This window comes from Lentibacillus salinarum, assembly GCF_042679865.1.
In the GTDB taxonomy this organism is placed as follows: domain Bacteria; phylum Bacillota; class Bacilli; order Bacillales; family Amphibacillaceae; genus Lentibacillus; species Lentibacillus salinarum.
Genome location: NZ_JBHTNH010000025.1, coordinates 1 through 24,360, shown reverse-complemented (window position 1 = coordinate 24,360; position 24,360 = coordinate 1). Strand labels below are relative to the sequence as shown.

At 35.2% G+C, this 24,360-nt stretch carries 23 protein-coding genes and 1 pseudogene; 19 read left to right on the top strand and 5 right to left on the bottom strand.

What is annotated here, in order from left to right; genetic code table 11:
• The first annotated feature begins 182 nt into the window (after positions 1-182).
• From ACFQ4A_RS11655 to ACFQ4A_RS11585, 15 genes are all read left to right on the top strand, one after another.
• Positions 183-845 carry a sugar transferase gene (locus tag ACFQ4A_RS11655; protein ID WP_382400778.1) on the top strand — a complete coding sequence of 221 codons (663 nt, stop codon included), beginning with the start codon at positions 183-185 and terminating at the stop codon, positions 843-845.
• A 59-nt stretch (positions 846-904) separates the two neighbouring features.
• A complete protein-coding gene (galE, locus tag ACFQ4A_RS11650) occupies positions 905-1,915 on the top strand; it encodes a UDP-glucose 4-epimerase GalE (RefSeq protein WP_382400776.1) in 1,011 nt (336 codons plus the stop codon).
• A gap of 54 nt (positions 1,916-1,969) precedes the next feature.
• The gene (gene galU / locus ACFQ4A_RS11645; RefSeq protein WP_382400774.1) at positions 1,970-2,851 is read left to right on the top strand and encodes a UTP--glucose-1-phosphate uridylyltransferase GalU; all 882 of its coding nucleotides are present in this window, start codon (positions 1,970-1,972) and stop codon (positions 2,849-2,851) included.
• Positions 2,852-2,879: 28 nt separating this feature from the next.
• Positions 2,880-3,725, top strand: a complete 846-nt coding sequence (locus ACFQ4A_RS11640; protein WP_382400772.1) for a glycosyltransferase — start codon at positions 2,880-2,882, stop codon at positions 3,723-3,725.
• A 7-nt stretch (positions 3,726-3,732) separates the two neighbouring features.
• Positions 3,733-5,025, top strand: coding sequence for a hypothetical protein (locus ACFQ4A_RS11635; protein ID WP_382400770.1), 1,293 nt, complete (start codon positions 3,733-3,735; stop codon positions 5,023-5,025).
• A complete protein-coding gene (locus tag ACFQ4A_RS11630) occupies positions 5,018-6,202 on the top strand; it encodes a glycosyltransferase family 4 protein (RefSeq protein WP_382400768.1) in 1,185 nt (394 codons plus the stop codon). The genes ACFQ4A_RS11635 and ACFQ4A_RS11630 overlap by 8 nt, the downstream gene beginning before the upstream one ends.
• 31 nt (positions 6,203-6,233) lie before the next feature.
• Complete coding sequence (locus ACFQ4A_RS11625; RefSeq protein ID WP_382400765.1) at positions 6,234-7,298, top strand: glycosyltransferase; 1,065 nt, start codon at positions 6,234-6,236, stop codon at positions 7,296-7,298.
• A 182-nt stretch (positions 7,299-7,480) separates the two neighbouring features.
• Positions 7,481-8,674, top strand: coding sequence for an O-antigen ligase family protein (locus ACFQ4A_RS11620; protein WP_382400763.1), 1,194 nt, complete (start codon positions 7,481-7,483; stop codon positions 8,672-8,674).
• 109 nt (positions 8,675-8,783) lie between these two features.
• Complete coding sequence (locus ACFQ4A_RS11615) at positions 8,784-10,088, top strand: lipopolysaccharide biosynthesis protein (protein WP_382400761.1); 1,305 nt, start codon at positions 8,784-8,786, stop codon at positions 10,086-10,088.
• 99 nt (positions 10,089-10,187) lie between these two features.
• Positions 10,188-11,102 (top strand): ATP-grasp fold amidoligase family protein, encoded by a 915-nt coding sequence (locus ACFQ4A_RS11610; protein ID WP_382400759.1) that lies wholly within the window; start codon positions 10,188-10,190, stop codon positions 11,100-11,102.
• Positions 11,103-11,142: 40 nt separating this feature from the next.
• Positions 11,143-12,189, top strand: a complete 1,047-nt coding sequence (locus ACFQ4A_RS11605) for a sugar-transfer associated ATP-grasp domain-containing protein (protein WP_382400757.1) — start codon at positions 11,143-11,145, stop codon at positions 12,187-12,189.
• A gap of 27 nt (positions 12,190-12,216) precedes the next feature.
• Entirely contained in the window at positions 12,217-13,248 is a 1,032-nt protein-coding gene (locus ACFQ4A_RS11600; protein ID WP_382400755.1) for an SDR family NAD(P)-dependent oxidoreductase, read from the top strand.
• 263 nt (positions 13,249-13,511) lie between these two features.
• Positions 13,512-13,850 carry a DUF2321 domain-containing protein gene (locus tag ACFQ4A_RS11595; RefSeq protein WP_382400753.1) on the top strand — a complete coding sequence of 113 codons (339 nt, stop codon included), beginning with the start codon at positions 13,512-13,514 and terminating at the stop codon, positions 13,848-13,850.
• A 143-nt stretch (positions 13,851-13,993) separates the two neighbouring features.
• Complete coding sequence (locus ACFQ4A_RS11590) at positions 13,994-16,198, top strand: AAA family ATPase (RefSeq protein ID WP_382400751.1); 2,205 nt, start codon at positions 13,994-13,996, stop codon at positions 16,196-16,198.
• Between the two features lie 52 nt (positions 16,199-16,250).
• A complete protein-coding gene (locus tag ACFQ4A_RS11585; protein WP_382400749.1) occupies positions 16,251-17,309 on the top strand; it encodes a RelA/SpoT domain-containing protein in 1,059 nt (352 codons plus the stop codon).
• Positions 17,310-17,805: 496 nt separating this feature from the next.
• Here ACFQ4A_RS11585 and ACFQ4A_RS11580 read toward each other — a convergent pair whose 3' ends face one another.
• Together ACFQ4A_RS11580 and ACFQ4A_RS11575 are read right to left on the bottom strand one after the other, a co-directional pair.
• A complete protein-coding gene (locus ACFQ4A_RS11580; protein WP_382400887.1) occupies positions 17,806-17,976 on the bottom strand; it encodes a helix-turn-helix domain-containing protein in 171 nt (56 codons plus the stop codon).
• Positions 17,977-17,993: 17 nt separating this feature from the next.
• The gene (locus ACFQ4A_RS11575; protein ID WP_382400747.1) at positions 17,994-18,311 is read right to left on the bottom strand and encodes a helix-turn-helix domain-containing protein; all 318 of its coding nucleotides are present in this window, start codon (positions 18,309-18,311) and stop codon (positions 17,994-17,996) included.
• A gap of 333 nt (positions 18,312-18,644) precedes the next feature.
• On the opposite strand from ACFQ4A_RS11575, the gene ACFQ4A_RS11570 reads away from it, so the two are divergent.
• On the top strand, positions 18,645-18,860 hold the full coding sequence (locus tag ACFQ4A_RS11570; RefSeq protein WP_382400745.1) for a hypothetical protein: 216 nt from the start codon (positions 18,645-18,647) through the stop codon (positions 18,858-18,860).
• An 80-nt stretch (positions 18,861-18,940) separates the two neighbouring features.
• On the opposite strand, the gene ACFQ4A_RS11565 is transcribed toward ACFQ4A_RS11570, so the two are convergent.
• Positions 18,941-19,591, bottom strand: a complete 651-nt coding sequence (locus ACFQ4A_RS11565) for a restriction endonuclease (protein WP_382400743.1) — start codon at positions 19,589-19,591, stop codon at positions 18,941-18,943.
• A 618-nt stretch (positions 19,592-20,209) separates the two neighbouring features.
• On the opposite strand from ACFQ4A_RS11565, the gene ACFQ4A_RS11560 reads away from it, so the two are divergent.
• Positions 20,210-20,782, top strand: a complete 573-nt coding sequence (locus ACFQ4A_RS11560; protein WP_382400741.1) for a sigma-70 family RNA polymerase sigma factor — start codon at positions 20,210-20,212, stop codon at positions 20,780-20,782.
• A 376-nt stretch (positions 20,783-21,158) separates the two neighbouring features.
• On the opposite strand, the pseudogene ACFQ4A_RS11555 reads toward ACFQ4A_RS11560, so the two are convergent.
• Positions 21,159-21,461 (bottom strand): annotated as a pseudogene (locus tag ACFQ4A_RS11555) (competence protein ComK); the annotation flags it as partial.
• Positions 21,462-21,800: 339 nt separating this feature from the next.
• On the opposite strand from ACFQ4A_RS11555, the gene ACFQ4A_RS11550 reads away from it, so the two are divergent.
• On the top strand, positions 21,801-22,526 hold the full coding sequence (locus ACFQ4A_RS11550) for a HipA domain-containing protein (RefSeq protein ID WP_382400739.1): 726 nt from the start codon (positions 21,801-21,803) through the stop codon (positions 22,524-22,526).
• Between the two features lie 12 nt (positions 22,527-22,538).
• On the top strand, positions 22,539-23,291 hold the full coding sequence (locus tag ACFQ4A_RS11545) for an HIRAN domain-containing protein (RefSeq protein ID WP_382400737.1): 753 nt from the start codon (positions 22,539-22,541) through the stop codon (positions 23,289-23,291).
• 50 nt (positions 23,292-23,341) lie between these two features.
• On the opposite strand, the gene ACFQ4A_RS11540 is transcribed toward ACFQ4A_RS11545, so the two are convergent.
• Complete coding sequence (locus ACFQ4A_RS11540) at positions 23,342-23,833, bottom strand: competence protein ComK (protein ID WP_382400735.1); 492 nt, start codon at positions 23,831-23,833, stop codon at positions 23,342-23,344.
• Positions 23,834-24,360 lie beyond the last annotated feature (527 nt).

Here is a 24,360-nt window from a genome sequence, read left to right as displayed (position 1 = left end):
TGATTTAAAATGTCGTATAATTGTTTTAACAGAGATAAGAGTCATCTCAGAATATAAAAATGGGATTAACTGTCCAGGAAAATAAAAACCCATCCAACAGCAGGACTGTGGAGACTATTCGTTAATAATCTAATAATACTTGCTATTTTAATAGTAATAATGTAGTTGGAAGGGGGATCTGCATGCAGACTGACACAAATCCAAATAATTTTTATGAAGAGTATGCTTCAACAGCAGAAGTGAAAAAAGCGAGTGAAAAGCAAGCCGATTATTACGCTGCTTTTAAAAGGATCTTTGACATTATTTTCTCCGTCATATGCCTGCCGTGTGCGCTCATATTTATCGTTGTTTTTGGAATTATTATCAAACTGGAGACACCTGGTCCAATGTTTTTTTTGCAGGAACGTGTCGGCCTGAATGGAAAGTACTTTAGTGTTATCAAACTACGATCAATGGGTATTGATGCGGAAAAAAACGGTGCTAAATGGGCGTCTCAGAATGACCCCCGGGTAACAAGAGTGGGCAAATTCATAAGAAAAACTAGAATTGATGAACTTCCGCAGCTATTTAATATCTTAAAAGGTGACATGAGCTTAATAGGCCCGAGACCTGAAAGGCCAATGTTCACGGCGGAATTCAACGAACAAATCCCCGGATTTACAAATCGCCTATCCGTAAAGCCCGGTTTAACGGGGTGGGCACAAATTAACGGTGGTTATGAAATTACACCCAAGGAAAAACTGAAACTTGATTTATATTACATAGATAATAAAAGTTTTCCTCTGGATTTAAAGATTGTGCTAAAGACGATTAAAGTTGTGTTTACAAGTGATGGTGCTCGATAGACTATAACCATTTATGGAATATAGTAAACATAATGCAACCCTGAATGAAGGTGATAATTATGAGTATTTTAGTAACAGGTGGAGCTGGCTATATAGGAAGTCATACAACTGTAGAGCTGTTGGAGCAAGGCTATGATGTTATTGTTGTGGATATGAACAACAGTTCAGAAGATGTGATTAATAGAATTGAAAAAATCACAGGAAAAAGTGTGACCTTTTTTACGATTGACTTGTTGGATAAAGAAGCACTTGAAGTCGTCTTCGAAAACCACAGCATTGATGCTGTCATTCACTTTGCCGGCTTTAAAGCGGTTGGTGAATCAGTTGAAAAGCCTTTGAAATATTATCAAAACAACCTGTTGAGCACACTGAATTTGTGTGAGGTTATGGATCAATATGGGGTGCAAAACTTAATCTTCAGTTCCTCTGCTACAGTCTACGGAATTCCTGAAAAGCTGCCACTGACAGAAGACTGTTCCACCAATGCATTAAACCCATATGGACGTACGAAATTGATGATAGAAGAAATATTAACAGATCTATCTCGCGCGAATGATAAATGGAAGATTGCTAACTTACGGTACTTTAATCCGGTTGGGGCACACCCAAGTGGATTGATTGGAGAAAATCCGAATGGAATACCAAATAACTTAATGCCTTATATTACAAAAGTTGCGGTTGGCGAACTCGATTCATTGAATGTATTCGGCGGGGACTATCCGACAGGAGATGGAACGGGTGTAAGAGATTATATTCACGTTGTTGACCTTGCCAAGGGTCATTTAAAGGCTTTGGAACACATACATTTTTGTGACGGTGTAGAGAGTTTTAATTTAGGCACTGGACGAGGCTATAGTGTACTGGAAGTGGTACAATCATTCGAAAAAGCTTCAGGTGTTACGATTCCTTATGAAATTGTGGAACGGAGACCGGGTGATACAGCTACTTGCTATGCTGATCCGACTAAAGCGCATAAGCAATTATGTTGGAAATCAGAAAAGGATCTTAATGATATGTGTAAGGATGCTTGGAAGTGGGAGTCACGAAAACGTGTAGCAACTGCTCATTAAATTGAAATGAGTTAATACTAAGCTATTCAAGTATTTTATTTGGAGGTTATTTTAATGAAGACTGTTAAAAAGGCGATTATTCCAGCGGCTGGCCTAGGAACGAGATTCTTGCCAGCTACCAAAGCGATGCCGAAAGAAATGCTGCCGATTGTTGACAAACCCACCATTCAATATATAGTAGAAGAAGCGATTGAATCTGGGATTGAAGATATTATTATTGTGACAGGCAAAGGAAAGCGTGCAATTGAAGATCATTTCGACCACAACTTTGAACTTGAAGACAATCTTATGAAAAAAGAAAAATTTGAGATGCTTGAGAAAGTTAATTATGCATCAAACGTCGACCTTCACTATATTCGTCAAAAGGACCCAAAGGGGCTTGGTCATGCTGTTTGGTGTGCCCGCAAGTTCATCGGTGATGAACCGTTTGCTGTATTATTAGGTGATGACATCGTTCAATCCGAAACACCCGGGTTAAGACAGCTTATCCAGCAATATGAAGAGACGCAAAGTTCCGTTGTCGGCGTGCAGCAAGTACCTCATGATGAGACACATCGTTATGGCATTGTTGACCCAAGTACGATTGAAGGACGCCGCTATCAGGTAAATGGCTTTGTTGAGAAACCGGAAAAAGGAACAGCGCCATCAAATCTGGCAATTATGGGACGATATGTGTTTACACCGGAGATATTCTCCTATCTGGATCGACATGAAATAGGTGCTGGGGGAGAAATCCAACTGACAGATGCCATCGAGCATTTGAATAAACTGCAGAAAGTTTTTGCCTACGATTTTGAAGGCAAACGGTATGACGTTGGGGAAAAATTAGGTTTTGTGAAAACAACAATTGATTTGGCTTTGGAAAATGAAGATATTAAAGACGAACTATATGCCTATCTTTTTGATAAAATCGGCAAAGGCGAGCTGAAAGTTTGAGGATTTTTTAGGACGGAGCAGGGATTTTATGACAAATAAAAACTATAGTGTACTTATGTCTGTTTATCAAAAGGAAACCCCTGAATACTTTATTACAAGTATTGAGAGTATGATTAATCAAACGTTGCCTCCTAATGAGATTGTAATTGTGAAAGACGGGGAGCTTACTGAGGAACTAGATGAAGTAATTAATAGGTATCAAACGTCTTATCCTAACTTATTTACTGTCGTTCCCTTGCAACATAATGTTGGCTTAGGAAAGGCACTTAATTATGGATTGGAAAACTGTAAAAATGAGTTAGTTGCAAGAATGGACACTGACGATATTTCTGTCCGTGATAGATGTGAACTGCAAATTAATAAATTTGTTAAAAACGACAATTTAAGTATTGTTGGATCATTTATTGATGAATTTTATGACGACCCGGAAAATATTTTATCTTCCCGAGTCGTACCTATAACTCATCAAGATATATTAAAGTTTTCAAGAAGAAGAAACCCATTTAATCACCCTACAGTTATGTATAAAAAGTCTGCTGTTTTACGTTGTGGTGGTTATGGAGATTATAGACGAAACCAAGACTTCGATTTATTTGTCCGTATGTTGAATAGCGGATTTATTGCAGAAAATGTTGATAAAGCATTAGTCTTATTTCGTGCCAATCAAAATAATTCCGAGAGAAGGAAAAGTTGGGTTAAATGCAAAAGTAACATCAAGTTAATGCATACCTTCTGGAAAAAAGGGTACTCAAGTTTAATTGATTTATTGATAGTATCAGTCAGTCAATTAGTGGTTTATATCTCCCCTTTATGGTTTTTTAATTGGTTATCAAATACATTCTTAAGGAAAACCCCTAATAATCAAGAGAGTTGATGATCATATGGGAATTGAAAATAAAATAAATGCTTTTTTAAGCAGGATGCCAGCTGTTAAAAAAGTTACTAAAAGGTTGTATCAACTAGGGATGTATACAATCTCTCCTAAAATAAAATCGGAAGGCAACATTTCAAAAATATCTCCAGACGATGGAATGGAATACTTTTTTGGCTATTACGATAAATCACCTTGGGATGCAACAGATAGATATATGTTATGTTTAAGGGCAAAAGACACTTATTCATCAGTAGCCCCAAATGAACCAGCTGAAATTATTCTTTTTGATACTCAAGATAACAACTCCTATAAAGTTTTGGGGAAAACTCATACCTGGAATGTGCAGCAAGGCTGTATGCTGCAGTGGTTAGGTCCTGATTATAAAGAAAAAATTATTTATAATGATTTTCGAGATGGTGAACTCTGTTCGGTAATCTTAAATATCAACACAAATCAGGAAAGAGTAATTTCAATGGCGGTATACAGTGTAGGAAATGACGGTAAGTTTGCTCTTACACTTGATTTTTCAAGGTTACATCGGTTGAGGCCGGGCTATGGATATTCTAACTTACCGGATTTATATAAAGATGAGAAATGCCCCGATAGACCTTGTATCTGGCATGTCAATTTGGAAACTGGTGATATAACACCTATTTTAAAGTATACAGACTTTGTAAACTTTCAGCAAAGAGAGGAAATGTTGGGTGCAGAACATAAGGTTAATCATATTATGCTGAATCCGTCTGGTAACCGTTTTATGGTCCTCCACAGATGGATTAACGGAACAAACAAATATACTCGACTTGTAACTATAAATAGTGACGGTACAGATATGTATAATTTGAATGATGACAATATGACATCACATTGTTGTTGGAAAAATGAGCATGAAATACTGGCATTTGCTCACAAGAAGTCTGAAGGCAATGGTTATTATTTAATGAAAGATAAAACACCACAATATGAAAAGAAGTTTCTTGAACTAACATCGGACGGTCATCCAAGTTATTCCCCCGATGGAAGTATGGTCGTAACGGATACTTACCCTGATAGATATAGGATATCCAGAGTGTACTATATAAATCGGAATCAAATTAATATTGTAGCGAAAGTGTTTGCTCCCTTTAAGTATGATAATGATGTTAGATGTGATCTTCATCCGAGGTGGAATAGACTAGGCGATAAAATTTGTGTGGATTCGGTTTTTGAAGGTAAAAGAGGTTTGTATTTAGTGAATATCTATGTTTCAAACATTTCAGATAACAAATATAAGGCAAGGGGAAGCATTAATAATGAATAAAAAGGTAGTATTTTGTGAATCAGGATATAATATATTTTATGGAGCACAACAGTCTCTATATAATTTTTTAATCAATGCGGATCAAGATGAAATAGATACGATTGCTCTTAGTCCGGGGAGAGGACTATTCACTGAGAAGTTAGAAGAAAAATCCATCAAAGTTGAAACTGTCGAGTATCCACAAGAACTGGATAAAACCGGGGGACAGATTAGAAATGGCGGCGTTATTTCTAAATTTCGTACACTTATGGGCTTTATTAAGTATATAAAAAAGTGTATTTCATATTTTAGGAGCAAAAATATTGATTTAGTTTACTGTAATGATATTCGTTCGATTCTTACTTGTGGTTTAGCAGCAAAACTCTCAGGTATTCCTGTTTTATGGTATGTAAGGATAGATAAAAACCTTGGCATATTCAATCACATAGGGGCGAATATAGCTAATCATATTGTAGTTATTGCTGACAGTATAAAAAATATATTCAATGATAAATATATTTTTGGTTCAAAAAACAAATTTAGTACAGTTTATACTGGTATTGATCTTGCTCATGTAGATAGTGTTAAATCAGACGATTTATTAAGAGACGAACTTAATATGGAATCTGATGTTAGGTTAGTGGGTACGATTGCATCGATACAACCTAGGAAAGGTCAAAAAGATTTGATAAATTCAATAGTTAAGTTAAGTAAAGATAATAGCGATGTGTTGGAAAATACTAAATTCTTGATAGTAGGAGATACATTAAGCCCTTCAGAAAAAGAGTATTTAGAAGAAATTAAACAAATAATCAAGAATAACAATTTAGATGATTATTTTTATTTTTTAGGTTGGAGAAAAGACATACTAAATATTATGAAACAATTGGACCTAGTAGTTCTTCCCTCTTACAGTGAAGGTTTGCCACGGACTGTCCTTGAGTCACTAGCCTGTAGTTGTCCAGTAATTTCTACTGACGTGGCAGGGACTGGCGAAATTGTTGATCATGAGACAAATGGTATTCTGGTTCCACCAGGTGATGTTGGCAGCCTTGCGGAAGCACTCGATCATATGCTTAGTGATAAAACAAGGTTGCGTGTAATGGGAATTGATGCAAGAAAGAAAATAGAAGAGAAATTTAAAATGGAAAAATATGTTAATAATTTTCAAAACTTGATTCTTGAGACAGCTAAATAGTTCTAGTCCATTGTTAACTGGAGGTTTGAATTTGAAAAAGATTGCATTTATTATGCCGAAACTTAGTGGTGGTGGCGCTGAAAGGGTAGTATCTACTATTATACGTCATATTAATAAAAATGAATTTAAATGCTATTTAATTCTGTTTAATACGAATGGGGACTATCAGGAAAGCATTCCCAAAGAAGTGAATGTTGAGGAATTATCAAAGAGAAATATAATTGGTAATTCTGTGCAATTAGTTAAAATTGTTCGCAAAATAAAACCGGAGATTTTATTTTCGTCTATGCGCAGTATATCTGTTTTGCTAGCCCTCTTAAAGGTGTTTTTTCCATCGACAACAAAATTAGTGTTTCGCGAGAATAATACACCAAGTGTTTCAATCAAACAGAGTAGGTTTCCCTGGTTATGGAGAATTATCTACAAAACAATATTCAAATACGCTAATAAAATTGTATGTCAATCAGATTTTATGGTAAATGATTTTAGGCATGAGTTTAATTATACCGGGAATAATTTAGTTAAAATATATAACCCTGTCGATATACAAATGATTGAAAAGGAAAGTAAAAAAGGATCTTCCCCCTTTCCAAATAATAATAAAAAAAATGTTATCGCGATTGGAAAAATGACAGAGCAAAAAGGTATTGACTTATTATTAAAGTCATTTGCTAATTATCGAGAAAGAACAAGAGATGTTAATCTATGGCTATTAGGAGAGGGAAAAGAGCAGACTAAATATGAATTACTTGCTGCTTCTTTAGGTATTGATGATAGTGTTCATTTTGTCGGTCGCCAGAATAATCCATTCAAGTGGATGAATTACGCTGACCTGCTTATCTTGCCTTCAAGATACGAAGGTTTACCTAATGTTCTTTTAGAGGCTTTGTGTTGTGGTTGTCCAGTTGTGACAACGGATCACCCTGGTGGAACTAATGAGATAATGGAAATTATTGATTGCCCTGATAGGATTGTTGAATTAAACTGGGACAAATCTTGGTTTAATACATTAGATGTTAAAAAAGAGTCATTTAACAACCATTTTGGTTTATTAGTTGTAATTAATGAATATGAAAAGTTATTAAGTGAAGTCTAACAATTTATAAGAGAGGACTTTTCTAGTGGGTTTAATATCTAAGTTGGTTTGAAAAGAATCCAATGGTGCGGTGTTTATACTTAATAAAAGGTTGAGATATTTGGGGTTAGTTAGTAACTTTAAAAAGAATAAATTTAATATGCAAATATTCAATTCTTTTGGATTCTTTTGGAGGACATATAATGAACATTAAAGAGTTATTGTTATTTAGCTACGTTTTTATTATTTATTTCTATTATATTATTGATTATTCATTTTTTATATTAAATGGTATCGGCCTCTTATTTTCGTTTATAATAATATTAGACATTTTTCTCAAAAAAAGACCTATTAAAATAAATTTTTTCCTAGTCCTCTTATTCGCTAATATTCTTTTGTTCGTGTTTTCTTATTTTTGGTCTATAGACCAAAGCGAAGCATTTTCTATAATTCGAATTGTTATTTCTATATTTATTTTTTCTGTGTTTCTTTACAATTACATTGATGAAACGAGAAAAATAGAAAGAATTCTTTTTTATTTTGTTATTAACGCTCTTTTAATATCTTCATATGCATTAATTATGTTTGACTACTCAAAATTTGGGCTGAGGCGTTTTGATATTGCTGGTAATCCAAATCATATTTCTATATTAGTATTTATCGCATTCTGTATATCATTTTATTTTATATTTAAGAAAAAGCGATACTTATATTTTGTGTTATGGCCATTCTATATAACATTTATTTTATTTGGTGGGTCAAGGAAAGTAATCTTCGGAATTATAATATCAATAGTGTTAATGGCAATATTAGAAAACATTGAAAATCCAAAAAGGATAATAAAAACTGGTATCCTATTTGTTTTACTGTTATTAGGATTCCACCAAACTATAACAAATGTTGAAATGCTTGAACCTACCTATAATAGAATGAATAATCTAGTGAATTCTATAACTAGTAAGAATGTGTCAGATGGTTCATTAAATGAAAGAAACATTATGACCAAGTATGGTATTGAGTATATAAGTGAAAAACCTTTAATAGGGCATGGGGTTGGGCAATATAGAGAAATCTTTGCAAGTGAAGCAGTAGTTGGCAGAGAGACTTATTCTCATAATAATTTTATTGAACTAGGTGTCAACAATGGGTTGCTAGGACTAATACTGTTCTATTTTTTATATTTTTATATTTTCTACCAATTTATAAAGTATGGTTTAGTACGAGATTATTTATCGAAAGTAATGATTATTTTACTGTCCTGTATTTTTGTATTTGGGTATGGTCAGGTTCAATACTATAGTGAAGAATATTATATATTATTGATAATTACAGCTAAGCTAATTTATCTTCATAAGAGCACTACTTATGATAAAAGGAAAAAAATAAAATCTATGTAAAAAAAGCTTATGAATGAATAAATAGTTTTGATATTAATGCAGTTATTAAAGAATAGCCCGATGTACTATTGAGTTAATTTTGTAGATCCTCAAAGGCGGCTTGTTTTGAATGCACCAAATGAAAACTATAATATGTCAATTTAGCAAAAAACCATTTGTTCGTAACGTAGTAATAATGACATCTGGTACAGCAGCCGCACAACTGATTGCAGTGGCTGCATCTCCTATAATTACTCGATTATATGGGCCGGAAGTATATGGAATGATGGGGGTGTTCCAATCCACTGCTCAAATTATTGTTCCAATAGCTGCACTAACCTACCCTGTAGCGATTGTATTACCTAAAAGTGATCAAGATGCAAAGGGCATTATGCGTTTATCAATCTATATATCTATAGCACTATCTGTATTATCTTTATTGCTGCTGTTAATTTTTAACAAGCCTATTGTAGAATTATTTAATATAGAAGAAATTGCACCATACACGTTTTTATTCCCGTTAGTTATTTTGTTTTCGGGATTAATGCAAGTGAATGAACAATGGTTAATACGGACTAAGCAATTCAGAATCACTGCCAAAACCATGTTTTATCGATCGCTATTTATAAATGGAGGTAGAGTAGGTATTGGTTTTTATTACCCAGTAGCTGCCGTGCTGATATCTCTAACCGCAGTGGAGAATGGTTTCAGAGCTTTAATGATGAGACTACATATAAGAAAATCAACTTATAAATTAAATGATTCTGATTACAATAAGTCCCCATTAAAAAGTTTGGCTAAAAAATATAAAAATTTTCCAATATATAGATCACCGCATGTCTTTATCAGCGCTCTATCTCAAAATATGCCTGTCTTGCTATTAACATTTTTTTTCGGCCCAGCCTCAGCAGGCTTTTTCGCTATTGGCAGAACAGTATTAAACGTTCCATCGCAATTAATTGGAAAATCAATTGGGGATGTATTTTATCCTCGGATTTCGGAAGCGATCAATAAAAAGGAGCACATAACAAAGCCAATAATTAAGGCGACTGTTGCTTTGTTTATAGTTGGAATTATTCCTTATGGGATAATTATGGCATTTGGACCTTCGATTTTCAGTTTAGTTTTTGGCTCTGATTGGTCTACAGCAGGTGAATATGCACGTTGGATGGCTTTTTGGGTATTCTGTATGTTTTTAAATAGGCCTAGTACAAAAGCTTTACCTGCTATGTTTGCTCAGGCTTTTCAATTAAAGTACGCTACTTTCACATTAGTGATTCGTTTTTTAGCATTTGTAACAGGTTATTATTTCTTTTCTGATGACCTTATTGCTCTTGCCTTTTTTTCTATTGTAGCAGGCCTTCTAAGTTTAGGTTTAATTATGTTAACTCTCCTCATTAGTAAGAAGTTCGATATGGAGAATGTTAAGGGATAAGACGTTAAGAGATATGTTGCTAGTAACCTTTTATAGCTGTAATTATGGGATTAGATATTGTTTTTATTATATGAATGGAGCTAAAAAGTAGGTGAAAAAATGCCAATTAAAAAGTCCATTAAAAATAATGATTTAATTGTGCTTTTAGTTGATAAATTTAAAGAGTTTTATCTAAGATATTTTATTTCGGATGAAAAGTTATTAAATAAAAGATTTAAACAAAGATTAGGTAGAGAAGTTAATTTAGAAAACCCTGTAAAATTTAATGATAAACTGCAATGGTTGAAATTGTACTGGGATGATCCGCTAGCAACAAAATGTGCAGATAAATATGAAGTTAGAGGATTTATTAAAGAAACAGTAGGTGACAAGTATCTTAATGAATTATTAGGAGTTTATGAATCAGTAGATGAAATTGGTATAGATGAATTGCCTAAATCATTTGTACTAAAGGGTACTCACGGTTCAGGATTTAACATTGTTTGTAAAGACAAAAATAAGATGGATTGGAAAAAAGAATTCAAAAAGATGAAACGATGGCTACGATATAATTATTATTGGTCAAAAAGGGAGTGGGTTTACAGGGATATTAAGCCTAGGATTATTTGTGAGGCATTTCTAAGTGATGACATGTTAAATTCTACAAGTTTACATGACTATAAATTTTATTGTTTTAACGGTATTCCTTACTATTGCCAAGTTATTAAGGGAAGGGATAACAATGAAACTATTGATTTTTTCAATATGAATTGGGAACATATGCCTTTTACTGGAATGCGCCCCTTGGCTAATTCAAAGGAAAAGATAGAACAACCTAAGAACTATGAAGAAATGATTCTATTAGCTCGAAAATTATCCCAAGACTTTCCATTTGTAAGAGTGGACTTTTATTATGTAAATAATAAAATATATTTTGGTGAATTAACCTTCTTTCCAACTAGTGGTATGGGGCAATTCTATCCACCAGAGTGGAATAGGAAGATAGGAAATCTATTAGAATTACCAAAAAACTAGTATAAATAAATTTACGGAGTGAAACTAATAGATGAGACGAATGATAAAGTTATTAAAGAATGCTCGATGTAATCTTATTGCATTAAGATATCTTCTAGAACAAGAAAAAAATAATAATTCGAATCCCAATTTAGGAAAAAAAGCTTGGTGTTTAATACAAGGATTTAGCAGTGACAAATATGGATTGTATAATTTTGAAAAGAATAATTATAAGTTATATTTGTCAGATTTTAAAAGGCGTAAAACTGCAAAAATCAATGGTCCTTATTCATTAATAATTAATGATAAAAACTTATTTAGTAAAATTTTTCTTGAGCATAATGTAACAGCAGAAACATATGGAAAAGTAAAAAATGGGAAAATTATATTAAACAATCGAAGTTGTACTTTAGATGAATTTTGTGGCTTTGTTGTAGAGCAAAAGAAATTGATTATTAAAAAGTTTAGTGGGGGAGGGGGAAAAGGCATTTATAGATTAACTTATGAAAATGATAATTTTTATTTAGATTACAATTCAATAACCTCAGACACACTAAAAGAATTTGTTAGAACATTACCTAACCATCTAATTGTAGAACATTTATCTCAGGCCGCTTATTCAAATAAAATATACTCAGGAACTATAAATAGTATTAGAATCATCACCATGCGCGATCCGGAAACTGATAAGGTTTTTATACCTGTTGCAGTACATAAATTTGGTAGTGAAAAAACCAAACCGGTTGATAATGTCTGGAAAGGTGGTATGACTGCTCTAGTTGACTTAGAAAAGGGGAGATTAGGTAAGGCAGCTTACCACCAAGAAAATAATAGTAAAATTGAATGGGTACAAACTCATCCAGATACCAATGTGAAGATAGAGGGAACTGTGATACCTAATTGGGAACATGTGAAAAATAAGGTGATAGAGGTTGCAAAATCAGAGGATAACTTGAGATATGTTGGCTGGGATGTTGTTGTTACTGATACTGGGATGAAGATTATTGAGGGTAACAATTATAGTGATGTTAACATCTTACAAATTCATCAACCCTTGTTGAAAGATGAAAGAGTAAGGAAATTTTATAAATACTATGGAATAATTTAAAGGTAATTTCGTAAGGAGCTATTTAAAATGGGTACCAATACAATAAACACAAACAAAACCTACCTAGTTACCGGAGCAGCCGGTTTCATCGGATTCTATTTTTCCAAAAAACTGCTGGACCAGGGCTGCAAGGTCATTGGCATCGATAACCTTAATGATTACTATGACGTTAATTTAAAACAAACACGTTTAGATCAGCTGCAGCCTTATGAGACATTCACCTTTATTAAAGGGGATATTGCAGATAAAACCAAGATCATGGAGACGTTTGAGGAATATAAGCCTGATATTGTGGTGAATCTAGCTGCACAGGCAGGTGTCCGTTATTCGATTGAAAACCCGGATGTCTATATCCAGAGCAATCTCATTGGTTTCTACAACATCCTGGAAGCCTGCAGACACTATCCGGTTGATCATCTGGTCTATGCGTCGTCCAGTTCGGTGTATGGCGCGAATAAAAAAGTGCCGTTTGAGGAATCAGATTTTGTCGATAATCCGGTATCCTTGTATGCATCAACGAAGAAGTCCAATGAATTAATGGCGCATACGTATAGCCACCTGTATAACATTCCGGCGACCGGTCTTCGTTTCTTTACGGTTTACGGGCCAATGGGGCGTCCGGATATGGCTTACTTCGGTTTCACGAATAAGTATTTTGCAGGCGAACCAATTAAGATCTTTAACAATGGCGATTTTGATAATGATTTGTATCGTGATTTTACATACATTGACGATATCGTCATGGGCATGGAACGGTTGATGGCCAATCCGCCTGAAGCGAAAGAGGGCGCGCCGCACCGTGTCTTTAACATCGGCAACAACAGCCCGGAGAAGCTCATGACGTTCATCGGCGCCCTGGAAAAAGCGTTGAGCAATGCATTGGGCTGTGATGTGGAATTCAACAAAATCTATGAACCAATTAAGCCAGGCGATGTCCCGGCAACCTATGCATCAACTGATTTACTCTATCGGGCAGTCGGATTTAAACCACAGACATCCATAGAAGACGGCTTGCAGAAGTTCGCTGATTGGTATGTGGATTATTATGGTGTTAAGTAAGGCAGAGATTTTGCGGTAGAATTACGGCACCCCTAGAGGGGTGCTGAGTATATTTAGCTTATATAAATCATTTTATTATGAAGGATTTTGTAGATATGTATCGAATTCGTAAGATAGAAATTTTTTCACTTATTTATATGTGAACGTATTCAGTTTACTTCCTAGCTACATCCGCGTTTATTATCAGCAAATTAAATTAAGCCATGGAAAAACGAAGAAGTTCCGGAAATCTCAATTTATTGAGGAGGAGAGGGGGTAAAAAAATGGGGGAATATGGAGGGACACAAATATGCTTAGATGGACACACAATTACGTATAATTATGAATTAGGTTCCCCGCTTCAAGCTAAACATTGTAGGAAGTGTGGAAAAGAAACAATAACTCAATGTCTTAGTTGTAATGCAGCAATAAGAGGAAAGTATAATATTCCGAATATTATAACTGCAGGATATAAATACGAATTGCCAAATTTATGCCATGAGTGTGGTCAACCGTATCCATGGACCCAAACTTTGTTAGATAATGCTGTAGAAATAGTAGCATTGGATGAGTATTTAGACAATGATGATAAAGAAATAATAGGGGTTAATCCGTGCATATAAATTTAAAAGGGTTTCTTATATACAAATTTGAAAGTTTATCCAACTTGTTTCGATGTTTAAAATATAAGCGCATTTAAACTAAAGAAGAGCTTTTTGATTAGTGAAGTCCTATTTATAGCTTTCTTGTATGAAAGGAGAATTTTGTGTTTGAAACTATCACGATGCAAAATGTTGCGACGTTTGGAGAGCAACCAGAGCACTTTAGCGAATTAAAAAAAGTGAATTATATCTATGGTAGTAATGGTTCAGGTAAAACTACTATTTCGGAACTTTTGAGAAACTTAAGTGACCCTGGAGATTGTAAAGTTACATGGAAAACAGAATCTCAAAATGTATTGGTTTATAACCGAAATTTTGTGGAGGAGAACTTTACCTATACTGACGAATTAAATGGTATTTTCATTTTGGGTGAAGACAGCACTGAATTGCATAAAAGAAAGGTGGAATGTGAAAAGGAGCTTGAAGATAATAAACAGAAAAAAGAACAAATAGAAATGAATTTACGTAAAAAGCAGTTGCACTGGGACACCATATTTAATAGATTCAAAAATGAATGTTGGACTCAAAAGGTGAAATACGATGTCACTCTCCACCATACATTTAAAGGTGCCAGGGGAAATTCTGAAAAATTTGCTTATAAGTGCTTAGAAGAATTTGATGTGGATTCGGATCTAAAGAGTTTTGAGGAAATTGAAAAGGAGGAACGACTGTTATTTCAACAACCGGATAATCCATATAGTAAGATTGATATTATTAACTATAATAATGAAGTTGAAGAAATGGAAATATTTAATAAAAAGATTGTTGGATCCGGAGATATAGAATTAGAACAATTAATTAATAAGTTAGATATGAGTGACTGGGTTAGAGTAGGAAAAAGTTATTTAGAACAAACAAAAGAAATTTGTCCATTTTGCCAACAACCTGCTCCTGATGACCTAATGTCACAATTGGAAAAACTCTTTGACGATACATATGATAGGAATATCAAAGAATTAGATTCTTCTTATAAACAGTATGATTTAGAGTTAGGCAAAATTATAAGTGCAATCGAAATTATTTTAACTAATGCGGAAAAATATAAGAATTTTGGAATAGATACGACTTTAATTTCCAGCAGTCTACAGAATATTAAAGCTCTATACCAACGGAATAAAGAGTATATCAATCAAAAAGTTAAGGAACCAAGTCTGCCAACTGAAATACAATCAATTGTTCATTATATAGAAGAAATAAACAAAGAAATTCATAGGGTTAACGCTGAAATCGAAAAGCAAAATGAACGATTAGAAAAATTACCTCAAGAGCAAGAGGAACTTAGAAAGCAAATGTGGCGTTTTTTCTGTGAGCAGATCAAAGACATTCATAATGAATTCAATAACGAGATTACACCTATTAATAATGCGATAAAAGGGATGAGAAAATCTATAAAACAAAAGGATGAATTTATTGATGATGCGATAAACGAATTAAAAGAAATACAGTTAGAGCTTACCGGTATTCACCATACGGAGCAGCGAATCAATGATACGTTGGATTTATACGGTTTCAAGAATTTCAAAATTGAAACAGTAAATAGAGAAGAACAAAAGTATAAAATAGTCAGAGAAAATGGTGAAGATGCTAAAAATACCCTAAGTGAAGGTGAAAAAACATTTATTTCATTCTTATATTTTTATCATCTTATAACAGGAACCTCGAACCAGGAAGAGGTGCAGGATAAGAAAGTTGTCGTTATTGATGATCCTGTTTCCAGTTTGGATAGTAATGTTATGTTTATTGTCGGCCATTTAATCCGTGAGTTAATTTCAGAAATCAGAGAAGAAGGATATGTAACCCAGTTACTGCTATTTACACACAATATATACTTTCATAAGGAAGTAACCTTTAATTTTCAAAACCAAACATTTAAAGATGAAACTTTTTGGATTATCCGTAAAAATGATAAAAGTTTATCGACTATCCAGAAGTACGAACACAATCCTATTCAATCATCATATGGGCTGCTTTGGAGTGAAATAAGGAATATAAATAAGGATAACTTGCAAACTATCCAGAATATAATGAGGAGGGTTTTGGAAACGTATTTTACTCAATTTGGTAACCTAAAAAACTTACATAGTATTGAAGAATATTTTGATGGCAAGGATAAAGTATACTGTCGTAATTTGTTGTCATGGATTAATGACGGCTCACACTCCATAAATGATGATTTATATGTAACGCCAGATGAAGAGTTAGTATATAAATACCAAGAAGTATTTAAAAAGATTTTTATGGCTACTGGTCAAGAACAGCATTATTATATGATGATGGAAGAAGAATCGGATCAACTAGTGGTGGAATAATAAAACAGTTATAATAAACGTCTTTTTGTAATGGGACAAAGGAGATATATTCATGAAAATGAAAACATATCTGCAGCAATCCAGGTTGACAGAGGAGAAAATAAAAGAATCAGGTATTGAATGGGGACAACTGGAATATATTTCTAATAATTATAAAAACTTGAAAAACGACTTATTTTTAACAGCCCAAATGTTATCAAATAAATTAAAGGAAATGGATAAAGCACATATAATTCATTTTCGGATAAAGGATGATATCCATCTACTTGATAAAATTATTAGAAAAAAGCTGGAAGCCCCAAATTTAGATATTAATGTTGGTAACTATACAGAATTGTTAACTGATTTGATAGGAATCCGCGTTCTTCATTTGTATAAAGAAGACCGGGAACATATCCATCAATCTATTAATGAAAATTGGAATCTTCATGAGAAACCAAAGGCAAACATTAGGAGTGGAGATTCGAAAGAGATTAGAGAAAGATATGAACAAAGTGGCTGCGATGTTAAAGAGCATAAAGCCGGTTATCGTTCTGTTCATTATTTAGTTAAAACAAAACCCATGAATAAGGAATATATTGCAGAAGTTCAGGTGAGAACTATCTTTGAAGAGGCTTGGAGTGAAATAGACCACGATGTTCGGTATCCTGGATATTTAGAAGATCCCATAATAAATAATTACTTACAAATTTTTAATAGGCTTGCTGGAAATGCAGATGAGATGGGTTCATTCCTGAAAATGTTAAAAATGAATATTCAAAGTCTCCATGAAGAACACAAGAAAGAAATAGAAGAAAAAGACAAACAAATAGATGATTTAAAAAAACAAGTAGAAACTCTTGAAATAGATGCAAAACAAAAAGAAAAAATAAATAAAGGAATAGATATTATTAGTGGTAAAATAGGACCAAATCGTGAAGGAATACTAACGAAGGCCGAGTTATTTAATAAGGACATAGATTTAGAAGTAGCAAATAGTATTTTTAATTTAGAGGATAATAAGCATGAAAATAATATTGACGACACCGTTGTAAGTGTCTCAACGGATAGTTATATTCAGGATGAAATAGGTCAATGGAAAATTGATGTTAATGAAAAAAATGATAAATAGAATATTCTTAGTGTCGGTTATTACGATCAACATCGAATTGAACTATCACCTATCATTTATTGATTCCGTAATGGAACTCAATCACCCTTAACTATTAAAGTAATAAGAGAGTAATACATGACGGTACTGTACAACGCTTAATTTCGGGGGATATAAATATATTATAGCGATTTTAGTCACATCGCCTGATTAGATGACCTACTTAGGAAAGGGGCTACTGGTTCGCGTGACTATCCTTGAAGTTTAATGATATTTATAAGTACTGTCTGAGACTGGTGGAAAATAATCATTGTAGTTACTCCTACTACGATTTGCCATATACAATAGATTGCGCTATTGTGCGGATCGAATATGTGTGCTGAGCATCAGGAGCATATAATAGAGATTATGAAAGGAATGCCCAACAATCAATAGCACTCCTAGTGCCTTAATTTGGTCTTTAATGCATGAAATATTATCATTCCTATAATAATCGTCCATTATTTATGGGTGACTTTTAATCTGGTTTATCTTCCAAGTCAATTATTTCCCTAATATCCTCAATTTCAAGGGCTTCTGCTATTTTCTCTACATGTCTGAAATTGATACTCTCACGCTTTTGATTAGATAACTCACTTAGTGCAGCATGGCGAATATCTGATAACCGGGACAGTTCTCGCAAGGAAATGTCCCTACCATATAATTTTAGTCATTCCGTTTATTTCGTTCTGTTAATGCTTCTAAAAAGTTGGATAGTAATCTTATTTCATCATCCGTTAATTTTCGAGCGTTCTCCACTAACCGGATTAACTCTGTAGGTAGCTCGGGAACAGTGCCGAAAAATTCACTTAATGAAATATCCAATGAATCACAGATAACTTTTAGTTTGTCAATAGAAGGAGCAGTTCTGCCTTTTTCTATATCGCTTAAATAGGATTGTGATATATAGGCTTTATTTGCCAGTTCTGTCACACTATAATTTTTTGCCGTCCTTAAGTTTCTTATGCGTTTTCCTATATCCATTCTGCACCTCCTATCCCTATTATAGTATTTATAACGAGCGATAGATCCGAAAAAAATCAAAATTTAATCGTAAATAACGATTAAATTATTGAAAATATCTTTATGAACGATATAATGGATACTAATAGAAATATTCCAAGCAACTAATTCTTTTATACGATGAGTAGATGATTTTTCTTAAATACCTAATGAGAGAAGAATTAGGCAGATAACTTAGACTAAAGATCATGTTTAATGTCATTCAAAATCCAAAGAATCAAAGATTGAAGTTTAAACACAAGGCAAAGAAAAGCTTGGTTAATGTCAAAACCGCACTGGGAGGTGAGCGATAATATGGAAAAAGAAGCAGTGGCAAGCCAAACCTGTCTGGATGAACTACAAACCAAATGGCTATTGACCGACATGAAAAGCAAAATTATCCAGACCGCTTGCCATTTAATCGATGATGAGGTATATACCAGAAAAGATGCCGCCTATGTTTTGCTGGAAGTTGTCGCATTAATTGAATTGGAAGAGAAGAAGATTCATCCGGATGATGTAAAGAATTAGTGCTTGTGAATGATGCCGGATAGGGATTGCAAGTACAAATGGGTATGATTCTGGAGATTCCCGTCATCAATGACAAATCCCTATCCGTTAAATTGAGTAAGCATTGCATCAAGTTGTTTGTTAGCCTGTTCGTCTTTAGTGACTTCCACAATTAAATGGACCAGTTTAGCGCCGTTTATCATTTCAATCGGTTTATCAAGAACATAGGATTTTGCTTGACTGGTAAAATCACCAGTCGTGACAAAGTAACCTTTATCAGCTTTACAATCAATTAAAGCGCTATGAAACTTTTGAATATCTGGACGTGTCACCTTGGTTTTATCATAACGTTTGCATTCGGCAATGGCGAACATATTTTGTTTGTAAATCATAATGTCTTTGCCGCTATCACCAGAGACGGGTGTTACATGTGCATCATACCCAAATTGCCTGAACAAGTCACATGTATAATGTTCAAAAGTCGAGGGCAGCATCTTTTTTAAATCATCCAGGTTTCTTTTTCTTTCAAGTCTCAATCGACGCTGTTCTGCTTCTTTTAATTTCCTCAAGTGATTGATATGTCGTTTGGCAAGTATTGCTGTGATAATGAATCCTATTATCACAAACCAAGCAATCGTTGGCAGGCTTGTTAACCAGCTAATGACGCGGTTGAGCAAGAATAGAAAAACGACCAAACCCATCAATCCGAACACAAACAGGTTATCGATTGAAACTTTTTTTCTTCTGGCCATGTCATCACCTATAGATTAGTATGCCCGGGAAATCGCTTCTCATCCCTACAATCGAAACGAATACGGAAAAGGGGGCATTTTCCGGCGAAAAATATTTTCCCAATTCATGCCCCCATTTGTTCATTTACTTCGATTATAGTCACACATGAAGCGCAAAAACTCGTATTCGTGCATCGATCATATTTGGAGTAGAAAGACAGCAGGTAATTTCAGCCCCAGTGGTTTGCCCCTTGGCTTTTTATTATTCTTAAATTGGTACACCCACCTCACAATTCAAAGCAGCAATGCCGGCACCATTTGGTTGATACGCATAGAGCATAGAAAAAATGACTGTTGATTGTCGTGGGTTTTGCCGATTATTTTTAGCTCCTCTTCAATACAAATGTGCGAAATCAGCACTAAATTTTTTCACACAATACTTTAATTATGCGAACAATTGTTCTATTATATAAGTAATTACTATTGTCGAACGACCTCCAAGAAAGCTGCATGAAAATGGTTAAGTTATAGGCATTTCCCCTTTCATGTGAGCATACTCGCACACGATCTGTAGTAATTAAAAGTGAAAAAGTGATGTTCTGAAGCGTGCAGTTTATTAGACGGAAGGGGAGCTAACTAATGGAGAAAAAGAGGGTTAACGACACGTTTGAAGACATTTTCAACCAGAATAAGCGGCGGATTCATTATCACCTTCACCAATTACAGATGAGCGATCCGCACCAGGTGTATTACCAGGAAGGTTTAGTGGCCATGTGGAATGCTTACCGGAAATATGAGCCGGATAAAGGGCCAATGGCAACTTACTTCAATTATATGATCCGCAACCGCTTGATAGACTTGATACGTAAAGAGACGGGAGAGAAGGAAAAGCAAACGATGATTTTGCAGAAACGTCGGCTGGAGCAGGAAGATGGGAATTACTATCGGAGCGGCAGCACGGCTAATCGTCATAGCATGGCACAGGCTGCTGAAGATATGGGGATGTATCGTACCGATGTTTGGGCGGAGGTGAAGGGTAACTTATCAGAGAAGCAGTGGAAATGGGTGACGTATTTCATTATCGAGGACATGTCTGTTCAGGAGATTGCTGAGCAGGAGGGTGTTTCGGTGGAGACGGTAAAGGGCTGGGGTAAGGCGGCAAGGCGGAAATTGCGTGGGGTAGTAGCTGAAGAGAAGTTGGAGTTTAATTAATAGATGGTGATTTTTTTGTGTGGGTTCGTTCATACGGGATTGGAACAAGCATTGGAAATCGTAGTTCACAGTCTACTTCATCATGTATAATAAGAGTCCAGTAGATATTAGTGGAGAAATCTAAAACAATTAGACTGCTATGAAGGGACTGACTAATCATGAATCTAATTAGATGCCCAGTATGCCAATCCTATTTTCGCAAAAAAGATCTTGTCGTCTTGGATATTTTGAATACGATTACACATTCTCGTTGTGTTAACAGAAAGACTTGCTTCCCAATTAAGGATTCCGGGACTTATGGGAGAATATTGAAGATTTATCCCTTTTTTACGGAGAGTGTGGGGGATTAGTCGAAGGGGATGAAAATATAAGGTATTCATGCTTGGATTCGGAAGATAGCTTTTTTGTCTGTTATAATGAAAAGCATAAGTAGTCCCAAACCGCCACATACACATCCCGGTCCGTTCCATCTGCTTTTCCAACACATAATGTGACGCGCTGACTGGTAGCTTTGCCCATTGGTAAAGACGACGGTTGTTCGGGCGGATACGTTTTCGGTTGAAGCAGGGGCTGGTAGAATTGTCAAAACGTGGTTGTAGAAAATCCAGCTGCACTTGAAATCCGTTGGGCTGTGGGTTGGGAAGGTAAAGAGTTTTTGGCTCGGGTTAATCGGGATGGGGACTTTTCGCTTTCCACCTTTTCCATTGAATCCTCCCCCGGTCCATTTTCTCTAGTAGTGTGATTTCACGAATTGTTCGAAATATCTCCAATAAAATACTTCAGTTATTATTTTTATTATGAGATAATGATATACAAAATGTGCAATGGTTGTAGTGGTTTAGGGCATATAATACGATGGAATTCTTATCACATGATATAATAAAGGTTACTGATATGAATAAGGGACGATTTCATGAGAATTCTGGATGTGAGTCAATGGGAAGAGGACGTTAATAGGCAAATTTCAGGGACTAGAGCAAAGTTTTGGGTAATAGAACCTGAAACAGCTTAGCATTTCATGTTTAAGATACCAAAGGAAGATACTGGTGAGGCATGGGCTGAAAAGGTTTCTTCTGAAATAGGTAACTTACTTGAATTAAATATGATGGATGTGCACTTAGCTGTTAGACAGAATACTCATGGGATTATAGCGAGGAAATTCACTTCGGGAACGGAAGAGTTCTATGAGGGCGGCGACTTATTTCCAGCGATTGTAGAAGATTTTGATCGTTATAAACTGGATAATTACACATTTCATCATATAGCTATGGCCTTATCGGATTTTGAGTTGGATAAAGACTTTATTGTTATTCCTGTGTTTGATGCGTTAATCGGGAATCAAGATAGACACTGTGATAATTGGGGAGTTATCGCAACAAGGTCGGGTTATCGATTAGCTCCCATTTATGATAATGGTGCATCGTTAGGGTTTCAATTAAAAGAAGAGCGAATAAAATTGATGTTTAAAGACTTCAATATGTTCAAGGCATTTAGTAATAGAAGTTACTCGTTAATTGGAATTGATGGAAAAAAGAAACCAAAATACTTGGAATTACTGTCGGGCAATCGAGATCAGTATCCAAAAGAAAGTGATGATGCTGTAAATCGATTAGCTGTTTTGAATAAGAATAATATTATTGGGATTTTAAATACGATACCTACAGTTGTTATGAGTGACATATACAAAGAGTGGGTAGTAAAACTGTTACTACCGGAAAGATTGGATTCTGGAATGGCAAAATGAGGTGAGTGAATAATGACGAAGCGACCATTTGTTTTATGGCTAATTTGGCAAAATACCGAAACGCGTCAACGATATCATATTGGGAATTTATCAAGCCTAGATGGAGAATTTACGTTTGCTTATGAGTTGAGCGGAAAAAGACGTACTTTGTTAGAAGCGATGAAAAATGGCTATCGGCCACACCTTGCTTTTCGAGATATTCATAAAGTGTATAAGTCTAATCGTTTGTTTGATGCCTTTGCAAGGAGGCTACCAGATAAGCGGAGGCCAGATTTTAAGGAACTCCTTCAATCATATGGATTATCAAATAATTATACAGAAATGGATTTATTACGTGCTACGGGTGGAAGATTGGCTACAGACCCATATGAATTTGTTGCGCCAATTTATCGTTATGATAATCACTTTGATTTCGATTTTTATGTAGCTGGTTGGAGGTATTATGAAGGAGAAAACGCCTTAAATGCGTTAAAAGTGGGAGACGATGTAACATTTGAACTTGATGAAATGAATCCCAAAGATAAGAAGGCCGTTGTTGTCTTGACTACCCAGTCCGGTTATAAGTTAGGATATGTGCCTGCCTTTTATAGTGGTTTTATGCATGACGTTATGAAAAATAATGGGACATACAGTGCGAAAGTAGAAAGTGTTCATCCAGATGCAAAGCCTCAACAAAAGGTGAATATCTCAGTTGTTGGAGAAAGTGATATTACGGAATATCAAGGTGCAGGATTTGATATTATGGAGCGGTTTGAGATGGTTTGAACTAGCCTTTCACGTTAAATGTGGGAGGCTTTTTTGTTTTGTGCCTATCACTACCCTAATCTAGTCGGAATAGCTCCAAACCGCCACATACACATTCCGGTCCGCTCCAGTTGTTTTTCCAGTACATAATGTGATACGTCCACCGGCAGCTGCAGGGCATTTTTAAAGAGAAGAATTGTTTGGTTGGGTGTGTTTTTGGACGAAGCGGATGGCGGCAGGATTGCTTGGATGTGCTTATAGAAGATCCAGCAGCATGTAAAATCAGATGGACTGTGAGTTGGGAAGGCGAAGAGGTTTTTCCTAGGGTTAATCGGGATAGGGACTTTTCGCTTAAATCCGAAATGATGCATGACCGTTTCTCTTCTTCCTTCATATGTCGAGCAGTTTTCCAGACAGGCACTGCTGATTAGCTGGTGCGGCGTTTTCCGGATGAATAGCTCCTGATTCCTTTCGATGACAGTCGTCTCATAGTCTATGTGCGCTGCTGGCAGGAGTGCCATGGTGGCCCCATTAATCTCATAGCTGGGTAGGATGGTTGTCATGAAAGGCTGCCCCTTTGGATGAGGATTGTGAAAGTGGTATGGGATTATCACCTGACTGGAAGGAAGTAGGTACGGGAACACTGGAGGACATGAAGCCACTTTTCAATCAGGCCGATTCTATTTCAACTCGTCCATTATGTCAAGGGTTACATTAAGTTTTAGGTGCCTGTCACTTCCCGAATTTTGTCGAATAATATTTCAAGTAAGACATGCCCGGCTGAAGTAAGGCCTGGGACAGAACATGTCCAGTTCATGTGGTTATTGTACGAGACGGATTTTGGACAACTCTGTTTTACTGTACGCATCGACCAAGAACTCTATGAACCAATCAAGTCCGGCGATTTCCCGGCAACCTATGCATCAACTAATTTATCTATCAGGCAGTCGGCTTTAAACCAGAATGAGTATTGCGGTCAGTTTTTACCAGCCTTGCGGTTCTTTTTACCACACTTTGCACAAGAGTCTACCAGTGTTTGCGAAGTAATTTACCACCAATATAAAAGGCACGGGCGTTATGATAGCCCATG

Excerpts from the sequence above, each read along its gene's own strand:
- ACFQ4A_RS11655 (WP_382400778.1), top strand. The coding sequence starts at position 183 with ATGCAGACTGACACAAATCCAAATAATTTTTATGAAGAGTATGCTTCA.
- galE (WP_382400776.1), top strand. The coding sequence starts at position 905 with ATGAGTATTTTAGTAACAGGTGGAGCTGGCTATATAGGAAGTCATACA.
- galU (WP_382400774.1), top strand. The coding sequence starts at position 1,970 with ATGAAGACTGTTAAAAAGGCGATTATTCCAGCGGCTGGCCTAGGAACG.
- ACFQ4A_RS11640 (WP_382400772.1), top strand. The coding sequence starts at position 2,880 with ATGACAAATAAAAACTATAGTGTACTTATGTCTGTTTATCAAAAGGAA.
- ACFQ4A_RS11635 (WP_382400770.1), top strand. The coding sequence starts at position 3,733 with ATGGGAATTGAAAATAAAATAAATGCTTTTTTAAGCAGGATGCCAGCT.
- ACFQ4A_RS11630 (WP_382400768.1), top strand. The coding sequence starts at position 5,018 with ATGAATAAAAAGGTAGTATTTTGTGAATCAGGATATAATATATTTTAT.
- ACFQ4A_RS11620 (WP_382400763.1), top strand. The coding sequence starts at position 7,481 with ATGAACATTAAAGAGTTATTGTTATTTAGCTACGTTTTTATTATTTAT.
- ACFQ4A_RS11615 (WP_382400761.1), top strand. The coding sequence starts at position 8,784 with ATGCACCAAATGAAAACTATAATATGTCAATTTAGCAAAAAACCATTT.
- ACFQ4A_RS11610 (WP_382400759.1), top strand. The coding sequence starts at position 10,188 with ATGCCAATTAAAAAGTCCATTAAAAATAATGATTTAATTGTGCTTTTA.
- ACFQ4A_RS11605 (WP_382400757.1), top strand. The coding sequence starts at position 11,143 with ATGATAAAGTTATTAAAGAATGCTCGATGTAATCTTATTGCATTAAGA.
- ACFQ4A_RS11600 (WP_382400755.1), top strand. The coding sequence starts at position 12,217 with ATGGGTACCAATACAATAAACACAAACAAAACCTACCTAGTTACCGGA.
- ACFQ4A_RS11595 (WP_382400753.1), top strand. The coding sequence starts at position 13,512 with ATGGGGGAATATGGAGGGACACAAATATGCTTAGATGGACACACAATT.
- ACFQ4A_RS11585 (WP_382400749.1), top strand. The coding sequence starts at position 16,251 with ATGAAAATGAAAACATATCTGCAGCAATCCAGGTTGACAGAGGAGAAA.
- ACFQ4A_RS11575 (WP_382400747.1), bottom strand. The coding sequence starts at position 18,311 with ATGGATATAGGAAAACGCATAAGAAACTTAAGGACGGCAAAAAATTAT.
- ACFQ4A_RS11570 (WP_382400745.1), top strand. The coding sequence starts at position 18,645 with ATGGAAAAAGAAGCAGTGGCAAGCCAAACCTGTCTGGATGAACTACAA.
- ACFQ4A_RS11565 (WP_382400743.1), bottom strand. The coding sequence starts at position 19,591 with ATGGCCAGAAGAAAAAAAGTTTCAATCGATAACCTGTTTGTGTTCGGA.
- ACFQ4A_RS11560 (WP_382400741.1), top strand. The coding sequence starts at position 20,210 with ATGGAGAAAAAGAGGGTTAACGACACGTTTGAAGACATTTTCAACCAG.
- ACFQ4A_RS11550 (WP_382400739.1), top strand. The coding sequence starts at position 21,801 with ATGTTTAAGATACCAAAGGAAGATACTGGTGAGGCATGGGCTGAAAAG.
- ACFQ4A_RS11545 (WP_382400737.1), top strand. The coding sequence starts at position 22,539 with ATGACGAAGCGACCATTTGTTTTATGGCTAATTTGGCAAAATACCGAA.
- ACFQ4A_RS11540 (WP_382400735.1), bottom strand. The coding sequence starts at position 23,833 with ATGACAACCATCCTACCCAGCTATGAGATTAATGGGGCCACCATGGCA.